Annotated in this window: 16 protein-coding genes; 11 read left to right on the top strand and 5 right to left on the bottom strand. The window is 39.6% G+C overall.

The genetic code is table 11. From position 1 onward, the window contains the following. The first annotated feature begins 2 nt into the window (after window positions 1-2). Genes ACS125_RS01915 through ACS125_RS01895 form a run of 5 tightly spaced genes read left to right on the top strand, consistent with a single transcriptional unit; the run spans window position 3 to window position 3246 of the window. A complete protein-coding gene (locus ACS125_RS01915) occupies window positions 3-821 on the top strand; it encodes an ABC transporter ATP-binding protein (RefSeq protein ID WP_217487347.1) in 819 nt (272 codons plus the stop codon). Then, window positions 818-1597, top strand: a complete 780-nt coding sequence (gene mlaE, locus ACS125_RS01910; protein WP_004789669.1) for a lipid asymmetry maintenance ABC transporter permease subunit MlaE — start codon at window positions 818-820, stop codon at window positions 1595-1597. Before ACS125_RS01915 ends, mlaE begins: the two co-directional genes overlap by 4 nt. Beyond that, window positions 1597-2280: an outer membrane lipid asymmetry maintenance protein MlaD gene (mlaD, locus tag ACS125_RS01905; protein ID WP_307012173.1), complete on the top strand. Its 684-nt coding sequence runs from the start codon at window positions 1597-1599 to the stop codon at window positions 2278-2280. The genes mlaE and mlaD overlap by 1 nt, the downstream gene beginning before the upstream one ends. Window positions 2281-2306: 26 nt before the next feature. Beyond that, on the top strand, window positions 2307-2948 hold the full coding sequence (locus ACS125_RS01900) for an ABC transporter substrate-binding protein (RefSeq protein ID WP_312824246.1): 642 nt from the start codon (window positions 2307-2309) through the stop codon (window positions 2946-2948). Between the two features lie 10 nt (window positions 2949-2958). Then, entirely contained in the window at window positions 2959-3246 is a 288-nt protein-coding gene (locus ACS125_RS01895; protein WP_004789663.1) for an STAS domain-containing protein, read from the top strand. A 72-nt stretch (window positions 3247-3318) separates the two neighbouring features. Here ACS125_RS01895 and ACS125_RS01890 read toward each other — a convergent pair whose 3' ends face one another. Next, window positions 3319-4332, bottom strand: a complete 1014-nt coding sequence (locus ACS125_RS01890) for a CorA family divalent cation transporter (RefSeq protein ID WP_004789661.1) — start codon at window positions 4330-4332, stop codon at window positions 3319-3321. Window positions 4333-4490: 158 nt separating this feature from the next. Here ACS125_RS01890 and ACS125_RS01885 point away from each other — a divergent pair, with 158 nt between their 5' ends. Together ACS125_RS01885 and ACS125_RS01880 are read left to right on the top strand one after the other, a co-directional pair. After that, window positions 4491-5072 carry an LOG family protein gene (locus ACS125_RS01885; protein WP_005301199.1) on the top strand — a complete coding sequence of 194 codons (582 nt, stop codon included), beginning with the start codon at window positions 4491-4493 and terminating at the stop codon, window positions 5070-5072. Between the two features lie 14 nt (window positions 5073-5086). Beyond that, complete coding sequence (locus ACS125_RS01880) at window positions 5087-5485, top strand: NUDIX hydrolase (RefSeq protein WP_174740511.1); 399 nt, start codon at window positions 5087-5089, stop codon at window positions 5483-5485. Window positions 5486-5490: 5 nt separating this feature from the next. Here ACS125_RS01880 and ACS125_RS01875 read toward each other — a convergent pair whose 3' ends face one another. Both ACS125_RS01875 and recG read right to left on the bottom strand, forming a co-directional pair. Continuing rightward, the gene (locus ACS125_RS01875) at window positions 5491-6120 is read right to left on the bottom strand and encodes a ComF family protein (RefSeq protein WP_443270236.1); all 630 of its coding nucleotides are present in this window, start codon (window positions 6118-6120) and stop codon (window positions 5491-5493) included. Next, a complete protein-coding gene (gene recG, locus ACS125_RS01870; RefSeq protein ID WP_004789653.1) occupies window positions 6113-8158 on the bottom strand; it encodes an ATP-dependent DNA helicase RecG in 2046 nt (681 codons plus the stop codon). Before recG ends, ACS125_RS01875 begins: the two co-directional genes overlap by 8 nt. Window positions 8159-8178: 20 nt before the next feature. Between recG and ACS125_RS01865 the strand changes: the two genes are divergently transcribed. Both ACS125_RS01865 and ACS125_RS01860 read left to right on the top strand, forming a co-directional pair. Next, on the top strand, window positions 8179-8994 hold the full coding sequence (locus ACS125_RS01865; RefSeq protein ID WP_443270234.1) for an NAD-dependent epimerase/dehydratase family protein: 816 nt from the start codon (window positions 8179-8181) through the stop codon (window positions 8992-8994). Between the two features lie 79 nt (window positions 8995-9073). After that, a complete protein-coding gene (locus ACS125_RS01860) occupies window positions 9074-10057 on the top strand; it encodes a putative solute-binding protein (RefSeq protein ID WP_004789649.1) in 984 nt (327 codons plus the stop codon). 46 nt (window positions 10058-10103) lie between these two features. Here ACS125_RS01860 and plsB read toward each other — a convergent pair whose 3' ends face one another. Continuing rightward, entirely contained in the window at window positions 10104-12671 is a 2568-nt protein-coding gene (gene plsB, locus ACS125_RS01855) for a glycerol-3-phosphate 1-O-acyltransferase PlsB (RefSeq protein ID WP_151963914.1), read from the bottom strand. 276 nt (window positions 12672-12947) lie between these two features. Between plsB and ACS125_RS01850 the strand changes: the two genes are divergently transcribed. Then, entirely contained in the window at window positions 12948-13820 is an 873-nt protein-coding gene (locus tag ACS125_RS01850; protein WP_003653674.1) for an acyl-CoA thioesterase, read from the top strand. Between the two features lie 108 nt (window positions 13821-13928). Beyond that, entirely contained in the window at window positions 13929-15194 is a 1266-nt protein-coding gene (locus tag ACS125_RS01845; protein WP_151963948.1) for a dicarboxylate/amino acid:cation symporter, read from the top strand. 44 nt (window positions 15195-15238) lie between these two features. Here the strand turns inward: ACS125_RS01845 and ACS125_RS01840 are convergent, their stop codons facing one another. Next, a complete protein-coding gene (locus tag ACS125_RS01840; protein WP_174738811.1) occupies window positions 15239-16189 on the bottom strand; it encodes a metal-dependent hydrolase in 951 nt (316 codons plus the stop codon). Window positions 16190-16212: the final 23 nt, after the last annotated feature.

Below are 16212 nucleotides of genomic sequence, written 5' to 3'. Positions count from 1 at the left end.
TTATGAATAATAAAACTCCTCTCTCGACTCAGCCGCTCATTGAAGTGAAGAACTTGAGTTTTAATCGAGGGGAACGCGTCATTTATGACAATATTAGTTTAAATATACGTCGAGGCCAGATTACGGCCATTATGGGACCTTCTGGTACAGGTAAAACAACTTTATTACGTCTGATTGGTGGACAGTTAGTTCCAGATCGGGGGGAAGTTTTACTCGACGCTAAAGATATTGCCAAAATGTCTCGTCAGGAAATTTTTTCCGCTCGTGCACGTATGGGAATGTTATTTCAGAGTGGAGCTCTATTTACGGATATGTCCGTTTATGAAAATGTGGCGTTTCCAATCCGAGCGCACACAAAGCTTCCCGAAAATCTGATTGCTGAACTGGTTGCATTAAAACTTGAATCGGTGGGTTTGCGTGGTTCTGAACAATTAATGCCGACAGAACTTTCAGGTGGTATGAATCGTCGTGTAGCATTGGCTCGCGCGATTGCACTTGATCCCGATTTAATCATGTACGATGAACCTTTTGCTGGTCAAGACCCAATTGTGAAAGGTGTTTTGACTCGTTTAATTCGTTCACTACGTGAAGCGTTAGATTTAACAACAATTATTGTTTCGCATGATGTCGCAGAAACATTATCGATTGCTGACTACATCTATGTGGTAGCTGAAGGAAAAATTCAGGGAGAGGGTACACCTGAAGAGTTGCAAAAACATGCTTCTCCATTTGTACACCAATTCTTAACAGGTTCGGCAGAAGGACCAGTTGAATACCAGTTTAGTCATCAAGCTTATTTAAATAACGAGGTTCGTCCATGAATACGATTGCCTGGTTAGGTAGACTCGTTATTGAGCGGATTCGAGGCATTGGTGCTGCGGCACATATGCTCTTGCAGATTATTTTTTCACTTCCTACCAAGGGTGGTTTTGGTCGTTTTGGTTACCAAATGCACCGCGTAGGTGTGATGTCCTTACTTATTATTACCGTTTCTGGTTTGTTTATTGGTGCGGTTCTTGGCTTGCAGATGTATAGCATTTTGGTCACTTTCGGTGCTGAGTCGATGTTGGGTACAGCGATTTCGTTAACCCTACTCCGTGAGCTTGCTTCTGTGGTTGCTGCTTTGCTATTTGCAGGACGAGCAGGTTCTGCATTGACTGCTGAAATTGGTTCAATGAAGCAAAGTGAACAGCTTGCCAGTATGGAAATGATTGGTGTTGACCCTTTAAAGCAAATCGTATCACCACGTCTTTGGGCAGGTATTGTCAGTTTGCCAATGTTAACTGTGATATTTGCAGCCATTGGTATTATTGGTGGCAAGATGGTCGGTGTTGACTTTTTAGGTGCTGATGAAGGCTCCTTCTGGAGTGGTATGCAAAATACAGTGCGTTTCTGGCATGACATTTTCAATGGCACGATTATTAAAAGTATTGTTTTTGCTTTGATTTGTACATGGGTCGCTGTTTATCAAGGCTATGCCTGTGATCCGACACCAGAAGGCATTGCAACGGCAATGACTCGGACAGTTGTGTATTCTTCATTATGTGTTTTAGGTTTTGATTTCGTGTTGACTGCGGTCATGTTCGGAGGGATTTAATGAAATCACGTAGTAGTGAACTGGCCGTTGGTATCTTTGTTATTATCTTCGGTATTGCATTGTTTTTTTTAGCAATGAAAGTTAGTGGTCTTGTTGGTACGAACTTAAGTGATAGTTATACCATGAAGGCTCAATTTGATAACGTCAATGGGCTAAAGCCACGTGCTAAAGTAACAATGAGTGGTGTTACAATTGGTCGTGTTGATTCAATTACACTTGATCCAGTTACGCGTTTGGCTACCGTAACATTTGGTTTAGATGGAAAGTTGACAAGTTTCAATCCTGAACAATTAAAAGAAGTTCAGAAGAATGCGCTGGAAGAGTTGCGTTATAGCTCAGATTATACTCAGGCTTCTCCAGAGCAACAAAAAGCAATGGAACAGCAACTGACCAGTAACATGACCTCCATCACAAGTATTGATGAAGATGCTTATATAATGGTAGCAACCAATGGTTTGTTGGGTGAGAAATATTTGAAAGTTGTACCTGGTGGTGGTGTGAACTACTTGAAACGAGGTGACACGATTTCAAACACTCAAGGAACTATGGATTTAGAAGATTTAATTAGTAAATTTATTACTGGTGGTGGGGCTGGTAAAGTTGCTGCCAGTTCAGGCTCAACAGAAGCGAGTGCTCCTGCAAGCACTGATAAAGATAGTGCACAAGCCTCATTTGTTGAGTAAAAGATTATTTGAAGGAGTGGTTCCTGGTGAATACGTTGTTTAAACAAACCCTGACAGCAAGTCTTTTGTCTACCATGATTGTGGGTACAGCATTTGCTGCACCTTCAGAAGCACCACCTGATTTTATCAAGCGTGTTGCTGATGGTTTGATTACTCGTTTGAAAGCTGATCATGCAAAATTGCAAAGTAATCCAGCATTAGTGAAGAGTATTGTACGTCAGAATTTAGACCCGTATGTTGATTCACAAGCATTTACTCGCATTGTAATGGGTACTTATGCAACAAATCAGTATAGTACAGCAGCGCAGCGTGCTCAGTTCGAGACTAACTTCCGTAATACTTTAATTGAAAATTACGGTAGTGCATTTGCTAAATATACGAACCAAAGCTATACCATGCGCCCTTACAAGGCAACTGCGGGTAAAAACCCAGTAGTGACATTGGACTTCAGTCATAACGGTGACAAAATTCCTGTATCTTTCCAGTTAGCTGATAAAGGTACTCAATGGAAAATCCGTAATATCAATGTTTCTGGTATTGATTTGGGATTACAGTTCCGTAATCAGTTTGCTGCAACAGTGAAACGTAATGGTGGCGATTTGAATAAAGCAATTGCAACCTTCCAACCGGATGCAGACGCTGCTGTTAATCAGAACAAACAAAAATAGTAGGTGAAGAGTGGTTCAGTATCTCAACCAACAATTGGTTGTTTCGGGAAAAATTGATTTTGAAAATGCGGAACAACAGTATCAAGCAGGTTTAGCTATCATCAAGAAGCAGCAAAGCTTTCCTCTGGTGGTAGATTTAACAGAGCTTGAACATGGTAGCACCTTGGCGTTGGCTGTTTTAGTTCAATGGTTACGAGTGACTCCACAAAAAGCTGGTTTGCATTTTAAAAATGTACCCGAAAAAATGCTGAAGATCATTCAAGCCTGCCATTTGCAGGAAGATCTACATTTGATCTGATGTTCTAGATGTAAAAAAGCACCTATATTTAGGTGCTTTTTTATGCTTTGGACTAGCATTTTATTACAAAGCCTAAATCCATTTTTTCCAGCGGAAATAAATAATAGGGCCAATAAAGAAACCGATAATAATTAATAAAACGATGATGAAACTAGTTGTACCATGTGCAAAAGGCAATACATCTGTGTTCATCCCATAGATGCTGGCAATAAGCATTGGAGGAGCTAACATACTTGGCAAGATCGAGAATCGACGGATCGTATCATTCTGTTCGGTATTAATGAATCCAGACGTTGTATCAAGCAAGAATCGTACTTTTTGGAATAAGAAAGCATCATGTTCTACGAGTGAGCGGACATCTTCACTCAATTCTCGAATATCAGCATCGTAAATATGACTACCTAATGCCCGAGGACGTGATAAAAAAGTAAGTACACGTCGTAAATCAATTAAACAGAGCTGAGCTTTTCCTAGCATGTCTTCTTGTTGAGCTAGGCGCGTAATCATGTCATCTAGATCTAGAATTTGTTCACGTTGGTGATTGTTAAGAACCTCTGTCGAGTATTTTTCTAAATCTTTGTGGATATCTTCTAAGATATCCGCAAGCTCATCGAGTTTTGCTTCAAGAAGACCTAATAAAATCCATGTTGGATCTTTATAGTCCATGTCGTAGTCATTTCGGCGAGCACGCGCACGAAAGGCACGAAACGCAACTAATTTTTCTCCCCGCATCGTAAAGAGGCGGTCTTTATGCAAAATAAATGCGACCGTTTGTACCATCGCTAAGATGTGTGATGAATCTTCTGCATCACCATCCACTTGATAGTTTTTATTTTTCGTTAAAAAATAAGTACTGATATGCAAAATACCATCATCATCACGGTAGAATCGTGCTGAGGATGAAATATCTTCAAGCGATTTTAGTGTAGGTAAATTTTGGTCATAGGCATCTAGCACCCATTGTTGCTCTTCTTGCGAGGGTGCAATAAGATCAAGCCAGACTAATTCGGGATGTAGATCAAATCCACCATTGATGGTGGCATCTTCCAGACTTCCGCGTTCTGTGGCATAAAAGGCTTCAAGCATGTGTCTTTTTTCCTCACGCAGTCTGATGGAAATGGATGGGTGTATTTTAGACAAGGATTTGCCGAAAAACACTTGCCAATACGCTATTTTGCAAAAAAAAACTCTATCGATAGTTTAGTTTGTCAGCATGACAGTTCAATAAAACGGTTTTTTACACTATGAATTCAATTTGTATTTTCTGTGGTTCATCTCTTGGTTCAAACCCAATTTTCCAACAAATTGCCAAAATTACTGGTGAGGCTATTGCAAAACAAGGTAAGACCTTGGTTTATGGCGGCGGTCGCTCAGGCTTAATGGGCGTTGTTGCTGATAGTGCCTTGCAGGCAGGTGGACAAGTCATTGGCGTGATTCCTCGTGCTTTGGTCGATCGTGAGTTAGCTCATCCGGGCTTAACCAAATTATATGTGGTCGAAAATATGCATGAGCGAAAAACCAAAATGGCGGATCTCTCCGATGGTTTTATTGCTTTACCTGGGGGTGCGGGTACATTGGAAGAAATCTTTGAACAATGGACGTGGGCGCAATTAGGTATTCATCAAAAGCCATGTGCTTTCTTAAATGTAGCTGGCTTTTATGAAGATTTACTTAAAATGATTCAAGGGACGGTAGATAATGGATTTAGCCAAGCACGATTCGTTGATAAATTGATCGCATCAGACAAAATTGAAGATATTCTTCAACAATTTGAGCAATATCAGCCTCCTGCTCCAAAATGGACAAATGCAGATGTTCAACCATAAACGAGGTTAATTAAGTGAAAACAATTACGGTCGCTGCTGCAGTGATCTTGAACGAGCAAAATCAATTGTTGCTCGTGAGAAAGCGTAATACTCATGCTTTTATGCAAGTGGGTGGCAAACTGGAACCTAATGAGGCGCCAGAGATTACAATGCAGCGAGAAATCTTAGAAGAAGTTGGAAGTTCTTGTATAATTGAGCAGTTTCTTGGTCGTTTCGAAACGGCAGCGGCGAATGAACCAGATCATATTCTGGTCAGTCATTTATATCTTGTTCAGCTCGATCAGGCGCCTAAAATCGCAGCAGAAATTGCAGAAATGAAATGGGTGAATTTAAATGATTCAGAAACACACCTTGCACCATTAACCCGTGAAATTGTTATTCCTTGGTGTGAGCAGCATTTATCTACAGTTTAATCGTTTTAACTGGTTAAAGTTGCCGCTAGACAAGCAGCATGGATAGATGTGCAGCCTAATTGTTTAAGTGCTTGACTGAGCGCATGAATAGAGCTTCCAGTAGTTATTACGTCATCAATAATAAGAACACGGCGATAACGCCGTTTTTCTTGAGTAAGCGCAATAAATTGTTGCTCAATGTTCTCAAAGCGTTCCAGTCGAGAAAGTCCTTTTTGCGAATGTTCAGCAAGACGTTGTACTGGCTGCCAAACAGGTATTTTTAATTGTTTACTTAAGATGTTTGCAAGTAACAATGACTGATTAAAACCACGTTCGATTAAACGTTGATTTGAAATAGGCATAGGTACGATAGCTTGTACTTTGGGAAATTTGAGTTGTTGTAAAATTTCACCTAACAAAATTTCATAATGTAATTTTTGTTCATATTTAAACTGCTGAATGATTCTGCTAACTGGATAAGCATAGTCACAGGCCACAAGAACAGATTGATTATTACGTTGAATCGTTTGTTTAAGCCAAGGCAGCTGTTCCCAACAGTCTTTACAAAGTGAATGTTTTTCTCGTGCACCTAACTCGCACAATGAGCAAGGCGAAAATAGTTGAATAAGATGCTGTGGATTTAAGAAACTAAACATACGCGTAGCGAGGCGCTTCTGGAAGCCAACGTTTTAATAATGCATCTGCTTGTTCTGGATAATCTTTTAAGACTTGCTGAGCTACATAATGAGCTTGACTGAGTAAGTGATCATCTCGCTCTAAACGAGCAACTCTAAACCCCATATCCCCAGTTTGTTTCGTACCTAGTAATTCACCTGGTCCGCGTAATTCCAGATCTTTTTCCGCGATCACAAAGCCATCATTACTTTCTCTTAAAATAGAAAGTCTTTCTTGCCCATTTTGAGAAAGAGGCGTTTTATATAATAGGACGCAAAAGCTGGCTTGAGCACCTCGACCTACGCGACCCCGTAATTGGTGTAACTGAGAAAGCCCTAAACGTTCGGCATTTTCAATGACCATAATAGAAGAGTTGGGAACATCTACCCCAACTTCAATGACCGTGGTTGCGATAAGAAGCTGTAACTCATTATTTTTGAACGCTTGCATGACCGACTGTTTTTCGTCAGCTTTCATTTTGCCATGCACTAAGCCAATGTTAAGTTCAGGAAAGCGTTCTTTCATTTCTTGATAGGTAGCTTCGGCGGCTTGAGCATCTAAAGTTTCAGACTGTTCAACCAGTGTACACACCCAATATGCCTGTTTCCCATCTCTACAATTCGAAGCAATTCGTTGAAGTACTTCTTCGCGACGATCAAGTGGAATCGTAACGGTTTGAATTGGAGTACGGCCTGGAGGCAACTCATCAATAATTGATGTGTCTAAGTCCCCATAGGCACTCATTGCCAGTGTTCTTGGAATAGGAGTGGCTGTCATGACGAGTTGGTGCGGGGTGAATTGCTCTGCACCTTTATTACGTAAAGCTAAGCGTTGATCTACACCAAAACGATGTTGTTCATCAATAATTACTAACCCTAATTTAGCGAAGCCAACATTGTCTTGAAATAAGGCATGTGTACCGACAATAAGTTCTGCGTGGCCTTCTTTAATCTGTTGTTCTGCTTGGGCACGGGCTTTGCCTTTTTGTTTGCCAGATAACCACGCAACTGTAATACCCAATGGTTCAAACCAACGTTTAAAATTCAAATAGTGCTGTTCTGCAAGAATCTCAGTTGGGGCCATTAATGCAACTTGCCAATCAGCTTCTAAAGCATGGCAAGCCGCTACAGCTGCAACCAAGGTTTTTCCAGCTCCAACGTCACCTTGTACTAGGCGCAGCATAGGTTGGTGTTGTTTTAAGTCATTTAGAATTTCTTTAGATACACGTTTTTGTGCATTGGTCATTTGAAAAGGTAAAGCTTCTAAAAGCTTTTTAGCTAATATTTTACTGCTTGAGAAAGCAGGAGATGCAATTTGACGAATATAAGCACGGCGATTAAGTAAACTAATTTGGTGTGCAACCAGCTCTTCAAAAATAAGCCGTTGTTGGGCTGGGTGTGAACCTTGAGCCAACTGGAGCATGTTGGCATCAACAGGAGGCTCATGAATGTAATACAAAGCCTCTTTAAGCGCATAGCCATTAGTATATTTTTTGGGGAGCAGCTCTGGTAAGGCATCACTATGATGCTTTAAAGCTTGTTTTACATATTCACGCAGTTTAGGTTGAGTTAGCCCATCCGTACTTGGGTAAATTGCTGTAAGCTGAGTTTTTGGTAGAGGTGTATGTTCATGAATGAGTTGAATTTCAGGATGATACATCTCAAGGCCGCGAGCGCCGACACGAACTTCACCAAAAATACGTAAGCGATGACCCGGTTTTATTTTGTCAGTCAGGTTTTTATAAATATGATAAAAGCGTAAGGTAACTTTACCGAATTCATCTTGAACCAAGGCTGCCATAGATTTTCTTTTTCCCGGAGGAAAATCAATTGACCTGACTTCACCTTCAAGTAAATAGCTACGCCCAACCACAAGTTGATTCATTGCAATAATCGTACTGCGGTCTTCATAATCACGTGGCAGATGAAACAGTAAATCATCTGTGGTAAAAATATTTAGTTTTTCGAGTAGGGCTGCTGAAGCCGATCCAACGCCTTGTAACTGATGGACTGAAGTCATGTCCCCTCAACGAGTTTTCTATGCATATATTATTTATCGGTTATGGTAAAACATCTCAGCGTGTTGCTAAACAACTATTTGAGAAAGAACATCAAATTACCACAATCAGCCGTAGTGTAAAAACGGATAGTTACGCAACACATCTTGTCCAAGATATCTTTAAACTTGATTTAAGTAAAATTGAACCTGTAGATGTCGTATATATTTTACTTTCTCCAAACGAGAGTACGGTTGAAGGCTACCAACATACTTATGTCGATAGTATTGAACCGATTCGAGATGCATTAAAAATACATCCAATAAAAAAAATAATCGTAGTGTCGTCTACACGGGTATATGGTGAAAATGCAGGGGAGATCATTGATGATTTTAGTGAAATTCAACCAAATGACGCACAAGGCTATATATTGCGTAATATGGAACGCCTTTGGCAAAAATATTATCCAGCCCAATGTGTAATTGTTCGTCCAACTGGGATTTATGGAACTTCAGTTGCCCGTTTAAAGAAAATGGCTGAAAATAGTCAAAGTTATCCAAATATACATTATAGCAATCGAATACATATTGATGATTTAGCAAGATTTTTGGCTTTTATGGCGGACTATGAAAATCATCAAACCAGCTATATTGTGACTAATAACCAACCATTGCCTTTGCATGAAGTTATCGTGTGGTTCCAAAAACAATTGGGGTTACCCGAGTTAACGTTAGAATCAAACCAAATCTCAGGTAAAAGAATTTATGCGAAACATTTGCCTGCAACGGGTTTTCAATTAGAGCATCCAATTTGCTTTAATGACTATTTATTATGTTTAAATGTTCATAGCACTAAATAAAATTTTGATTAAACTTTAAATAAGAACAGAAATACCTGATGAGGCAGTCAAATTGCCGATAAAGATAAAAAGGTTGAAAGTGAAAAAAATTTGTTTAGCTCTTATTTTGAGCGTAACAGCTGTTGCGAGTTGGGCCGAGGATCAGGTGTGGTGTGCATATGATCCGATTGGTTCCCAAGGGGATATTACACGTCGTTTAAATGACATTCGGTTATATGCTCAGCAATATCAAGTCAAATTTAAAGTGGTGACCTATCAAAAAGAACAACAGGCCATACAAGCTTTTGATGAAGGTAAATGTTCAGGTTTAGCGGCATCTAATTTTAATACTTATCGTTATAACCAGTTTATGGGAAGTACCGCAGGTATCGGGCTTATTCCTAATAATCGTACCGCGAAAAGCTTATTACAGCTTTTGAATCATCCAACAGTCGAAAAAAGATTAATTTCTAAGGATTATGAGGCGGTAGGGATGATTCCTATTGGCACGGCCTATATGGTTCTAAAAAATAAGAAACTCTCTAGAGTTGCTCAATTAAGAAATCAGCGTATCGGCGTGTTACCAAATAATCCACCACAACAAGCCTTGGTACGAAGTGTAGGTGCTCAGCCAGTTTATGTTGATTTATCTAATGCGATTATGCAGTTTAAGCAAGACAAAATCGATATTGTCCCAGCCCCAGTGTATGGGTTATTGCCGTATAATTTACAAAAAGAATTTGGACCCGATGTTCAAGTCATTAATTTTCCTTTGGCATATTTTGGCGTTAATTTAATTATTAAGCCACAAGCTTATCCGGCTAATTTTGGTCGAAAAATTCGAGGGTGGTTTGTTCAAAATAGCCAATTGCTGACTAACCGTGCAACCCAGTGGGAAAATCATCTACCTGCTTATTATTGGGTAGATGTCTCTTTTTATGAGAAGCAAAGTTATGACGTTATGGTTGCCAAAATACGTAATCAGTATGTCCTTTCAGGTTATTACGATGCCTATTTTGTTCAACTCATGAAGCGACTACGTTGTATAGATGATCCACGCTATTTTGAATGCCCAATGCGCTAATAAAATAAAAGGCAACCGAAGTTGCCTTTTATTTTGACTAAAAATCTTAAGCTTTCTTACGTTTTAAACGTCGTTTTGCTTGTTGAGATGCCATAGCTTCAAGCGCATCTTTTAACTCTTCGTCGCTAAAGGTGGTGATGTGTTGCAACATTTGTAAGGTTACTTCATCAAGAACCAACTGTGCGCCAGCAGCCATTTGACGGAAATTATCATCAAACTCGATTTGGCCTTGGTCGTTGGTACGAATGTAATTTTGCTGTGTAAGTACTTTTAGGAAGCTTTGGAATAAAGCTTTGTCAAAGAACTCTGGTGAATTAAATTCATATAGAACTGACAGACGTTGTCCGAGTAAATGACTTAATTCTTCAACCTGTTTAGCAGAAATATTACCTGAACCACGTTGAGTAATGAGCGCAAGCGTCATGTAGTAACGCTCAAGACTTTGCTTAACAGGCATAGCTAAAACAACAAGCTGATTATGCTCTTCAGTGTTTGGTGCAGAGCTAATTAAATTGCCTTCATCATCTTGCTGAATAAGGTTTGATTGAACCAATGCATTTGCATATTGCTCAATTTGTTCTTTAAGTTCGCTACTCTTCCATTTAAGGAATAACTCAGCTTTCAAGAATGGATAGAGCGTGTAGATAACATTGGTTAAATCTGAACGGCTAATTTTTCCATTATGTTCAACAAGTGATGCAACCAATGAAGGTAAGACAAAGGCGTGCAAAATGTTATTACGGAAATAGGTCAGAAGAACAGCTTGATTATCTTCAATCGCAATAATATCGCCTAGTGCATGCTGAACTCGTTTAATGAGTTTAAGCTTTAAACCATACGCAATAATTTCTTTACCAGAAAGCGGTGTTACTTCCATGCGTTGGTCATATGGGAAGTTCGATGCCAGATTGCGGTAAGCTTCAAGCTGCTTAATACAAATTTCTTCATCAAGCGTATGCTTTGGGGTTGCAAGCAAAATAATAGAAAGTAAAGAGACAGGGTTAATCACCACAGCTCGGTTAATATTTTCTAAAATTGCATGTGCAGAGCTATTTACTGCATCTGAAACTGCTTGAGGAATTGGGTCGTCATTTTTCTCGATAAAAACATTTTCTGCATTATGTTGTTTAAGCAGATCATCAAGGAAAACAGGTTCACCAAAGTTCACGTGGACTTTACCGAAAATACGTTCAATTTTTCGTAAGGTTTTCACAATACCAAAAATTGATTCAGCTTCTTTCGGTTTACCTTGCATTTCGCCTACGTAGGTCGAGCCTTCCATTAGGCGTTCATAACCAATGTAGGTGGGTACAAATACAATTGGCTTTGTACGACCACGTAAATGACTATGAACTGTCATGGCAAGCATGCCAGTCTTAGGCGGTAATAGGCGTCCTGTACGCGAACGTCCACCTTCAATAAAGTACTCAAGTGGCGTGTTACGTGACAAAATACTATATAAATATTCTTTAAATACTGTTGTATAAAGGCCATTACCACGGAAAGAACGACGAATAAAGAATGCGCCGCCCCCGCGTAAAAGCTGACCAACGAAAGGCAAGTTCAGGTTATCACCCGCAGCAATATACGGAACCATAAGGCCACGTCTATAAATCACATAAGACAATAATAAGTAGTCAATATGGCTGCGGTGACAAGGTGTGTAAACCACTTCATAATCTTTTGCCAGTTCACGAACGGTACTGAAGTTATGCACATCTACGCCGTCATAAAGCTGGGTCCATAAGCGCGTTAAAGCAAGATCGGCAAAGCGGACTGCTGAGTGTGAATAATCCGACACGATTTCATTGACATAACCAATTGCGCGACGTTCAGCTTCGAGCATACTGACTTTCCCGCGAATACTTTCACGGCGGATTGCTTCTTGAACATCACGAGATTTGACAACTGACTGCATGACATTACGGCGATCGGATAAATCGGGGCCTAAGACCACTTCACGTTGACGATCTAAATAATCATTTAACGTACTTACAATATAAGTTGCTGGTGAAAGGTTTGGATAATGCTGTTGAGCATAATCAACCAGTTCACGTAACGATTGTGGTTCATGAAATTCTAAGTAAGATTGGCGGCCATGTAAGCCAATGTTCACTAATTGCTTAACTGTGCTCGGTGTAGCCCATGTATCTGAAAATAATAGCTTAAACCAAGAGTCTTCTTTATCTGGTGAGCGGCCCCATAGAACAGTAACTGGAACAAGTTCTATATCAAGTTCAGGATTTTCTTTTAAGACTTCAATCAGTTTTATTAAACGTGGTGGAAAAGCATGAGGAGGAGGATTCAGTAAATTATTTTCATCATTGTGTTGTAAAAATAAAACTGATGCTTTTTCCTGATGAGATCCAACAACTAATGGGTCTAATGCAGGTTTTAAATTTAAACGACGCGTTTCTCCATCAACCACCAAAGCATTGCTTCGAGAGTGGTTTTGTAAGACATAGCACACCACTTTTTGGCGGTCGGTCTCTGCTTCTGTTGTTTCTGATACTGGTTCAGTAGGAACTTCCCCAAGAACATGTGGTGTTACCACGAGGTCAAGTATTTTACTCGAAAGCCGACGATACATTTGACCAAACCCACTCTTGGACATAAGAACTCCTACTTCTTAAAGACAAATCCCAGCACCAAATGCGGAGGGTAATTATTTTGAGGCATTTATTAAAAAAAACAATATGCTGATAGCTTATAAATTATAATGCTTTTGGCATATTTTATCGTTAAAAATCGTATTTTTAGCTGTTATATGAGCAATGTTCATCAGAAGTTGACTGATTGTTCCATGTTCAAATAGTTTTTTATGGCACAATAGATTCTACACATCTGTCCTTTAATACGATTTTTTACCTGAAATATGAAGGTATCTCTCATGAATGCGTTAACCCAAGAACTAGTCGAGCTGCTCACTTTAGAAAAGCTAGAAGAAAATATTTACCGTGGCATGAGCCGTAATCTTGTCGGTAAACGCGTCTTTGGTGGGCAGGTTTTGGGTCAGGCTTTACGTGCAGCATCTTATACAACTGATCGTCCAGCGCATTCTTTACATGCATATTTTTTGTATGGTGGCGATATTAATGCCCCAATTATCTATGAAGTAGACCGTTTACGAGATGGAAAAAGCTTTGTAAGTCGTCAAGTTCGGGCGATTCAGCATGGACGCGTTATATTTTCAGCGATGGTGTCTTTTGCCAATCCAGAAGAAGGTTTGAACTATCAACATCAAGAACCTGAGTATCCTGCACCGGAAACGCTTAAATCTGAAAATGAGTTAAAACAGGGTATTTTAAACTTTGTACCTGAAAATGTTCGTGCTAGTTTCATGCGTGAGCGTCATGTAGAAATTCGCCCAATTGATCCGGTAAACCCGTTTCAGCCCCAACCTGAAGCTCCCTATAATGCCCACTATATCCGCACCCATGACCGTATTCCAAAACAATTAGATGATATTGCCTTGCATCAAGCAATTGTTGCGTTTTATTCAGACTTTACCTTAATGACAACGGCTTTAAGACCGCATGGTTTAAGTTATATTTCTCCAAGTTTGCAATGTGCAAGTATTGATCATGCAATTTATTTCCACCGCCCACTTCGTGCTGATGAGTGGATGCTTTATGACATGGAAGCCACAGTGAGTGCGGCTTCAAGAGGTCTTAATTTTGGTCGTATGTGGCAAAATGGCCAACTTGTATGCAGTACCGTACAAGAAGGTTTAATTCGTTTGCGGGAAATTGAAACTCAATAGATCTCTTGAATAGCCATCTAATTAGATGGCTTTTTTATTTTTAATGGGAACGATGTGACAAAAAATTGCTCGTATGAAAAGCGAGCTCATGTCATATTTGCAACAGGATTGCCAACTGAAAAAAATAATGCTGATATGAACTTAAATACACAAATTCTAATTGCCGCCATTTTAGGTTTAGCCTTTGGTTTCCTACTCACCATGTATCCAGACACAGCTTTTGTAAAACATAGTTTATATGGGCTTGGAATATTAAGTAGTGTTTTTATCGGGCTTCTTAAAATGCTTTTGGTGCCTTTAATCTTTAGTTCGATTGTTGTGGGGGTATCAAACCTACAAGCGGGCGGACAGTTAGGGCCAGTCTGGAAAATCACATTTTTATGCTGTTTAACTACAACGACTTTAGCCCTAATTTTAGGTATTAGTTGCGCTCATTTATTTGAGGTTGGACGTGGCATAGATATTTCTATTTTTCAGACATCTATGCAAAATTATCAAGCACCAGATAGTTTAAACCCAGCAAGTTTTTTCACTAATTTTATTCAAAATACTTTAATCAATCCATTTAAAGCATTTAGTGATGGTAACGTTTTGGCTGTTGTGGTCTTTGCTTTATTCATCGGCGTTGCTTTGGTGCAGGGTGGTGAGCGTTTCAAAAGTATTCGTGTATTGAGCCACCAGTTCTTTGAAATGATGATGCTGCTCGTTGGCTGGGTGATGAAGCTGGCACCTTTGGGTATTTTTGCTTTATTAGCAAAGTTAATGGCAACTGAAGACATTTCAGTATTAAGTCGTTTGGCTGAGTTTGCAGCCGTTGTAACAGGCACAACTATTTTTCATGGTGCTGTTGTTTTACCACTACTGCTTTGGATTTTTGGTCGTATGAGCCCTTGGACTTTTTTCAAAGGGACACGTACAGCGTTAATTACAGCATTTGCAACGAGTTCTAGCTCTGCCACGATGCCACTTAGCATGAAGTGTGCGCAAGAAAACTTAGGGGTACGTCCTCAAACAGCGGGATTTGTTATTCCACTTGGTACTCAGTTAAACATGGATGGTACCGCTTTATACGAAGCAGCAGCTGCACTCTTTGTAGCAAATTTGGTGGGCTTGGACTTAAATCTCACACAGCAAATTATCGTGTGTTTAACAGCAATGATTGCATCGCTAGGTGCACCTGGAATCCCGAGTGCTGGCATGGTGACTATGATTATGGTTTTACAATCGGTAGGTCTACCAGCTGAAGCAATTGCCATTTTACTGCCAATTGATCGCCTATTAGATACGGTAAGAACGGTAGTAAATGTGCAAGGGGATATGATGATTAGTGTGGTTGTAGATCGTTATACGAAAGATAAAGATATCAGTGTTTAATCTCTTAATAAAAAAGCAGGATTTTAAATCCTGCTTTTTTGTTTTTAAGCGGCTTGAAGTTCTGCTCTTTTTGCTGCTGGAGATTGCGATAAATAGCTAACCGCATCTTCAGTGCTACCTTCTTTGACTGGATCATACCAAGGCATAAGGTAATCAATCTGCTGGGCAATTAGCCAGAATGGATTTGGTAGCACTTGGTTGTCTTTGCGACTAATCTTAAGCCATTCTAAAGCAACCCACACTGGGAAAAATCTAGATTTAGCGGCATCTGAAAAGCGTGGATCTTGTTTCATAATATGTGCAGCGCCGTCTACCCATAAACCAAGTACCAGTACAATCACTGCAAGGCTTAAATAGTAGCGTGGAATATAGCCACCCCCAAGATGACGATATAAATCAAAGGCTACTGTACGGTGTTCAATTTCTTCTGAACCATGCCATTTCACAAGATCGACCATTTCAGGGTCAGCGCCTAATTCTTCCCAACGCTTGTTGTATAGAGCATATTTACCTAATACACAGGTCATATGTTCAACAGTGGCAACAACGCCTAAACGGAATAAATCCCATTGGCCTTGTAAGAAATTTGGAACTTCTTTATCAAAAGGCTTATCTGCCAAAGCTGTCGTAAATAAATAGTTCATAATGTCCAGATTTCTCTGGATATCAATATTACGTACGTTTAAATATTCTTTGTTTGCAGAAGTATGTGCATTGGCATGCATAGCTTCCTGACGGATAAATGCTTGTACATCCTGCTTGAGTTTTTCATCTGTGATTTGCGGTAAAACCTTGTTGTACAAACGGCAAAACCAGAACTCTCCAGCGGGCAAAATATTATTAATTTCATTAATAAAATAACTTGCGAAAGGCTGATTAGGAATCCAGTCGACAGGGGTATCTTTCCAGTCAAATTTCACTTTACGTGGAAGAATTTTATAATCAATAGAAGAACCTAAAGCCTTGTTCTTCAAAAAAGATAACAATTTCATCATTTAGTCCTGATTTTTAACTCGAT

Source organism: Acinetobacter sp. PFS20, from assembly GCF_052261015.1.
Classification (GTDB): domain Bacteria; phylum Pseudomonadota; class Gammaproteobacteria; order Pseudomonadales; family Moraxellaceae; genus Acinetobacter.
The sequence above is the reverse complement of the archived record's forward strand: the minus strand, read 5'-3'. Positions and strand labels throughout refer to the sequence as shown.

Coding starts and splice junctions, on each gene's coding strand:
- ACS125_RS01915 (WP_217487347.1), top strand. CDS start 3: ATGAATAATAAAACTCCTCTCTCGACTCAGCCGCTCATTGAAGTGAAG.
- mlaE (WP_004789669.1), top strand. CDS start 818: ATGAATACGATTGCCTGGTTAGGTAGACTCGTTATTGAGCGGATTCGA.
- ACS125_RS01850 (WP_003653674.1), top strand. CDS start 12,948: ATGAATGCGTTAACCCAAGAACTAGTCGAGCTGCTCACTTTAGAAAAG.
- recG (WP_004789653.1), bottom strand. CDS start 8,158: ATGACTTCAGTCCATCAGTTACAAGGCGTTGGATCGGCTTCAGCAGCC.
- mlaD (WP_307012173.1), top strand. CDS start 1,597: ATGAAATCACGTAGTAGTGAACTGGCCGTTGGTATCTTTGTTATTATC.
- ACS125_RS01840 (WP_174738811.1), bottom strand. CDS start 16,189: ATGATGAAATTGTTATCTTTTTTGAAGAACAAGGCTTTAGGTTCTTCT.
- ACS125_RS01865 (WP_443270234.1), top strand. CDS start 8,179: ATGCATATATTATTTATCGGTTATGGTAAAACATCTCAGCGTGTTGCT.
- ACS125_RS01875 (WP_443270236.1), bottom strand. CDS start 6,120: ATGTTTAGTTTCTTAAATCCACAGCATCTTATTCAACTATTTTCGCCT.
- plsB (WP_151963914.1), bottom strand. CDS start 12,671: ATGTCCAAGAGTGGGTTTGGTCAAATGTATCGTCGGCTTTCGAGTAAA.
- ACS125_RS01890 (WP_004789661.1), bottom strand. CDS start 4,332: ATGCTTGAAGCCTTTTATGCCACAGAACGCGGAAGTCTGGAAGATGCC.
- ACS125_RS01885 (WP_005301199.1), top strand. CDS start 4,491: ATGAATTCAATTTGTATTTTCTGTGGTTCATCTCTTGGTTCAAACCCA.